5 protein-coding genes are annotated in these 5,070 nt (G+C 53.7%); 2 read left to right on the top strand and 3 right to left on the bottom strand.

The annotated features are described in order from the left end of the window. The first annotated feature begins 82 nt into the window (after positions 1 to 82). Positions 83 to 817 carry a response regulator gene (locus B3Z49_RS15425; RefSeq protein ID WP_063089521.1) on the top strand — a complete coding sequence of 245 codons (735 nt, stop codon included), beginning with the start codon at positions 83 to 85 and terminating at the stop codon, positions 815 to 817. A gap of 38 nt (positions 818 to 855) precedes the next feature. Here the strand turns inward: B3Z49_RS15425 and B3Z49_RS15420 are convergent, their stop codons facing one another. Beyond that, positions 856 to 2,277, bottom strand: a complete 1,422-nt coding sequence (locus B3Z49_RS15420; RefSeq protein WP_296992474.1) for a sensor histidine kinase — start codon at positions 2,275 to 2,277, stop codon at positions 856 to 858. After that, positions 2,274 to 2,939 (bottom strand): response regulator transcription factor, encoded by a 666-nt coding sequence (locus B3Z49_RS15415; protein ID WP_296992472.1) that lies wholly within the window; start codon positions 2,937 to 2,939, stop codon positions 2,274 to 2,276. The genes B3Z49_RS15420 and B3Z49_RS15415 overlap by 4 nt, the downstream gene beginning before the upstream one ends. A gap of 209 nt (positions 2,940 to 3,148) precedes the next feature. Here B3Z49_RS15415 and B3Z49_RS15410 point away from each other — a divergent pair, with 209 nt between their 5' ends. After that, positions 3,149 to 4,207 carry an ABC transporter substrate-binding protein gene (locus tag B3Z49_RS15410; protein WP_245227857.1) on the top strand — a complete coding sequence of 353 codons (1,059 nt, stop codon included), beginning with the start codon at positions 3,149 to 3,151 and terminating at the stop codon, positions 4,205 to 4,207. A 26-nt stretch (positions 4,208 to 4,233) separates the two neighbouring features. Here the strand turns inward: B3Z49_RS15410 and B3Z49_RS15405 are convergent. Next, a partial coding sequence (locus B3Z49_RS15405) for a citryl-CoA lyase (protein WP_296992469.1) occupies positions 4,234 to 5,070 on the bottom strand: 837 nt, incomplete at its 5' end.

Below are 5,070 nucleotides of genomic sequence, written 5' to 3'. Positions count from 1 at the left end.
AAATATGACCTTTCAACTTCCGACGGCACACAAATAACAATTCAGTTGCATCAAGCGACCAGACAACAAGGAGAAACGATCAATGAAAATATTGCTGGTTGAAGATGACAACATGCACGCGGATTTCCTGATGGAAATCGTTGAAAACGCTTTGCCGGAATTTGACGAAATCCTTGTTGCCCATAACGGCAAGGAGGCCGAAAAACTTGCCCATCTGCATCAGATTTCAGCCGTCGTAATGGACCTTCGCATGAAGGAACATAACGGCATTGAAGCCGCGCGAACGATCTGGGCAGAACGCCCCCACACAAGGATACTTTTCTGGTCGAATTATTCGGATGAGGCGTATCTGCGGGGAATCACCCGTATTGTTCCCGATCAAGCGGCCTATGGGTATGTGCTGAAAACCGCAACACCGGACAAGATGCGACTGGCGTTGCGTGCCGTCCTTATCGAAGCGCAGATTGTTGTTGATCGCGAAGTCCACCAGATCCAGGCACAGCAGATGCGCTCGCGCAGTGCACTGACAGAATTCGAATATCTGATCTTGCTTGATCTGGCGCTGGGCCTTCCGGACAAGGCAATTGCCATGCGTCGGAAACTGTCGCTCCGCACTGTCCAGAACCGATTGCTGTCGCTTTATGACAAGCTTGAAGTTGAGTCACAGGACCAGAACGAAATGGGCATTGTGCTTAACAAACGCACACGCGCTGTTTCCAGTGCCATTGCCCGAAAGGTCATCAATCGCGAGGGTTTGATAAGTGCCAATAAGGAACTGTCCGCCTGGCTTGCAGGTCAACCAGTGCCACTGGACTAGGTTCTTGGTCGGCATCACCAATCAGCAGGACTGGGCAATCAGTTTTCTTTGCGCTCGTCCAAAGGCGCCATATCGAAACTGATGCTGAAAATGCACCCGCTATGCTCTTTGGGTTGCGTCAGTTTTACCTTGGTCTCGTGCCGGGCAGCGATTTCCTTGACGATGGAAAGTCCCAGTCCGCATCCCTCGTCATATCCGGCATCATTGATCCGGTAGAACCGCTTGAAGACATCCTTGCGGTGTTCGACCGGAATACCCGGTCCGTTATCTTCGACGGTCAATGTCACCTTGTTTTTGGCAGTATTCTGTTCAAGCCGAACGGTCACGGCACTGCCACTTGGGCAGTATGTCAGTGCGTTATGGACAAGGTTTTTAAGCAGCTCTTCAATCAAGGTCGTATCACCCATAATCCACGCAGGATCGGTGATCCCCTCATATCCAAGGTCAATGCCGCGCTCAATCGCGACCGGCACTTTTGATCCGGTTACCGCACGGGTAATCTCGCACAGATCAATCTTGTCAAACGGCCGGCCAGCAAGGCCTTCGGGTGCGGCACGTGCGGATGCCAGCAACTGGTTGGCCAGATGCGATGTCTGCCGGGTCGACGCCGCGATGGTATCCATGATCTGGTGGATTTTCTCGGGATCCTTTTCACGCTGCCCAAGTTCGGCCTGCGTTCGAAGGGCGGCCAATGGCGTTCTAAGCTGATGCGCTGCATCTGCGGTAAAGCGTTGCATGGTCTTCAGGCTGTTTTCCAACCGGCCGAAAAGCTGGTTGATGGCGCCCACCAGATGGCGAACCTCAATCGGCACATCGTGCAAAATCGGCCTGAGATCACTTGGAGAACGGCGATTAAGCGCCTCCTCCAGACGGGCCAGCGGTTTCAAGCCCTGACCGATCCCGAACCAGACGATCATGGCGGCAATGACAATCAGCAAGATCTGGCGCGCCGCAGCACTGGCAAGAATATCCTCGCTAAGCCTTGTACGTGTTCCCATGGTTTCGGCAACCAGTACATGAAAACGTGTCGCTTTACGAACACTCGCCACATAGCGTGACAACGCGCCGATCCTGACCGTCTCGCCGTTATAAACCGCATCGTAGAAGACCGGTTCTTCACGCAATGGCAGGAACTTCTCAGGCACCGGCGGCAGATCTTCGTAGCCCGTAATGAATTCGCCCTGTGCGGTACTGACCTGATAGAAAACCCTGTCTTCTGCTGCACTTGTAAGCATCTCAAGCGCGACATAGGGAACATCCACCTCAATCTTGCCACCGATCAGGACAACACGGTCCGCAATGGCTAATGCAGAACTTAAAAGTGCACGGTCAAATGCTTGGTTTGTCGAATTAACTGCGTTACTGCGGACTTCGAGCAGCATCAGGGAACTGACCACCAAAAGCGGGATCAGCAGCGATATGACAAGCCTGCGCCGAAGCGATCGATTACGCCATTTCATGTTTTTTTCAACAGATAGCCAAGACCGCGAACGGTCTGGATTTTGACATCGGCCGCCTCTACCCGTTTGCGCAATCGACTGATATAAAGTTCGACCGCGTTGGCACTGATATCGTCTTCAAACCCGGCCAACTGGTCAACGATTTGCTCCTTGCTCAGAACATGACCGACCCGCATCAACAGGATTTCAAGGATATTAAGCTCACGCTTTGGAATATCGACATCCGCGCCATCAACCGTCACCCGTCGCGCCACTGTATCGAAACTGAGCTTCCCGCATTTAAGCTGGGTATTATGCGTCCCGGCATTGCGCCGCATAAGCGCCCTCACCCGCGCTTCAAGCTCGACCAGCTCGAACGGTTTGGCCAGATAGTCATCCGCACCAAGATCAAGTCCCTTGACCCTGTCTTCGATATCACCGCGCGCGGTCAGGATCAGAACGGCACTTTCGGCTCCGCGATGACGCAAACGTTTGAGAATCTCAAGCCCGTCAAGTTTCGGAAGGTTCAGATCAAGTACCACCAGGCCATATTCCTGGGTACGCAAAACGTCGTCAGCTTCCTCGCCATCGGCAATCACATCGACCGCATAGCCAGACTGTCGCAGGGATCCTGCAATTCCATCTGCCAGTGCGGCATGATCTTCGACAACAAGGACTCTCATTGTTTGCGCGACTTTTCCCTGATAAACCTCGACAGAGGTAATTTCTATTCTGCCATTTTCCCGGCAAAGGCATTCAAGAACAAGCGATATCCTCGCCCCGGCACCATATGCCACTGACCATCCGTGACACAGAGTATTGCAGCATGATTTCGGGCCGTATCTGTATTGGTTTATGTTTCATCGCCCTCGCCATGCAAGTTTCTTCTGCGATGGCCGAAGTTTTCACCTATCCGGCATTGCGTTCGTCCCAGGCATCCGATCCAGAACAATCACTGCTGACCAGTACACAACCGATGGCGGTTATCTATGGCTCCGCCGATATCGGTGCATTTGTCCCGGTGATCGAAGCCTTTCAGCAAGATAACCCGTTTATTGGTGTTGAATACCATCAGCTGCAAACGCTTGAGATGTATGACATTACCCAAAGCCAGCGCGCCAACGGTGAACCAACGGCGGACCTGATCATCAGCTCCTCGATGGATCTGCAGATGAAGCTGGCCAATGACGGATATGCCACCTCCTATCAAAGCAGTGAAACAGACGCTTTGCCCCATTGGGCACGCTGGCGCAACGAAGCCTTCGCCGTAACACAAGAACCCGCCGTCATCGCCTACAATCGCGAGTTTTTCCGCGAAAACGAACTTGAACCGCCCAGAACCCGCGAAGATTTTATCCGGTTACTTGTCAACCACGACGAGTTGCTGAGTGAAAAAGTCACGACCTATGACATTGAACGCAGCGGTGTCGGCTTCCTGTTTCTGGCGCGTGATGAACGATTTTTCCCCGGTATCTGGGATTTTGTCCGCATTCTGGGTCAGGCGAAGGTAAAGCTTTATTCCAACACATCTCCAATGCTTGAAAAAATCGCCTCCGGTCAGGTTGTGCTTGGCTATAACCTGCTGGGATCATATGCGGAAACCTTTACCCAACGAAACCCGAACCTTGGCGTCATCCTGCCCGACGACTTTATCGTCGTTTATTCAAGGATTGCCATCATCCCCCGTGGTGCACGCAACCCCGACCTAGGAGGTCGGTTCCTTGATTTCATGTTGTCGATCAAGGGCCAAAGCGTTTTGCAAAATGAAGGCAACTTCAACCCGGTGCGCGCCGACGTTCCGCCCAGCACATTCTCGTCGCTGATCTTTGACCGATATGGCGAACGCGTGCGTTCCTTCCCGGTCGGGCCGGGATTGCTGGTTTACCTTGATCAGGCCAAGCGCCAGCGCTTCCTGCGCCGCTGGCAGGATGCACTGCTGAACCGCAGATAACGCACCCTGCCCAACCACGTGTCTTGTTAAGACTTGGCATTGTCAGGTACTGGACGGCGATCCGGACCGGTATAGTTCCAGATCATCCGGCGCGGGATCGGTCCCTTGTTGCGGCCACCCTGTTGGGTTTGTTCCCACGCATGGGCAAGAATGCCTACCGACCGCGAAAGACAAAACAGCCCACGCGCCAGTTCCGGCGCAAATCCCAGTTCGGCATAGATAACTGCCGTCGCACCATCAATGTTCATCGGGATCCGTTTGCCTTTACGCGCCAAGAGTTCTGCCTCAATCGCGCTGGCAATTTCGCCATACCGCCCCGAAACATGACCTTCTTGTGCTGCCTCACTTACGAGTGCCAAAAGCCGTGGTGCACGCGGGTCAACCGGGTGGAACCGATGGCCAAAGCCCGGCACATGTTTGCCATGCTCAGCAATCTGATGATCAAGGCCGTCTGAAACTGCCCCGGCCATATCCTGTCCGGCATCCATGCGTGCTGCGATGTCATGATAAAGGGCAACTGCCTGCTCGCCCGCACCACCATGCACATCACCCAGCACATTAACCGCACTGGCCATGGCATTGTTCAGGCCAACGCCACATGTTGCCGCCATACGGGCAATGGCGATGCTGGCGGCTTGCGGCCCATGATCGATGGCCGAAACAAGGGCTGCCTCAAGCAGCTTGGCCTGCGGTGCTGATGGCAATTCGCCGCGTGTCATCAACCAGATCATGGTCGGAAAGCTGATATTGCCGATCAGACCTTCAATCGCGTAACCGCCATAATGGATTTTGCCCGGCTCCATATCGATGATGCCGGTCTGCCACCAGTCGCGCACTTCGTTTTCAACGTCTTCAACGGTTTT

Origin of the sequence: Thalassospira sp. UBA1131 (assembly GCF_002311515.1) — a bacterium.
Classification (GTDB): Bacteria; Pseudomonadota; Alphaproteobacteria; order Rhodospirillales; family Thalassospiraceae; genus Thalassospira.
This window is presented reverse-complemented; position numbering and strand designations above follow the sequence as displayed.

What these genes read in the sequence shown, in the direction of transcription:
- B3Z49_RS15425 (WP_063089521.1), top strand. Translation starts at nt 83, where the DNA reads ATGAAAATATTGCTGGTTGAAGATGACAACATGCACGCGGATTTCCTG.
- B3Z49_RS15420 (WP_296992474.1), bottom strand. Translation starts at nt 2,277, where the DNA reads ATGAAATGGCGTAATCGATCGCTTCGGCGCAGGCTTGTCATATCGCTG.
- B3Z49_RS15415 (WP_296992472.1), bottom strand. Translation starts at nt 2,939, where the DNA reads ATGAGAGTCCTTGTTGTCGAAGATCATGCCGCACTGGCAGATGGAATT.
- B3Z49_RS15410 (WP_245227857.1), top strand. Translation starts at nt 3,149, where the DNA reads ATGGCCGAAGTTTTCACCTATCCGGCATTGCGTTCGTCCCAGGCATCC.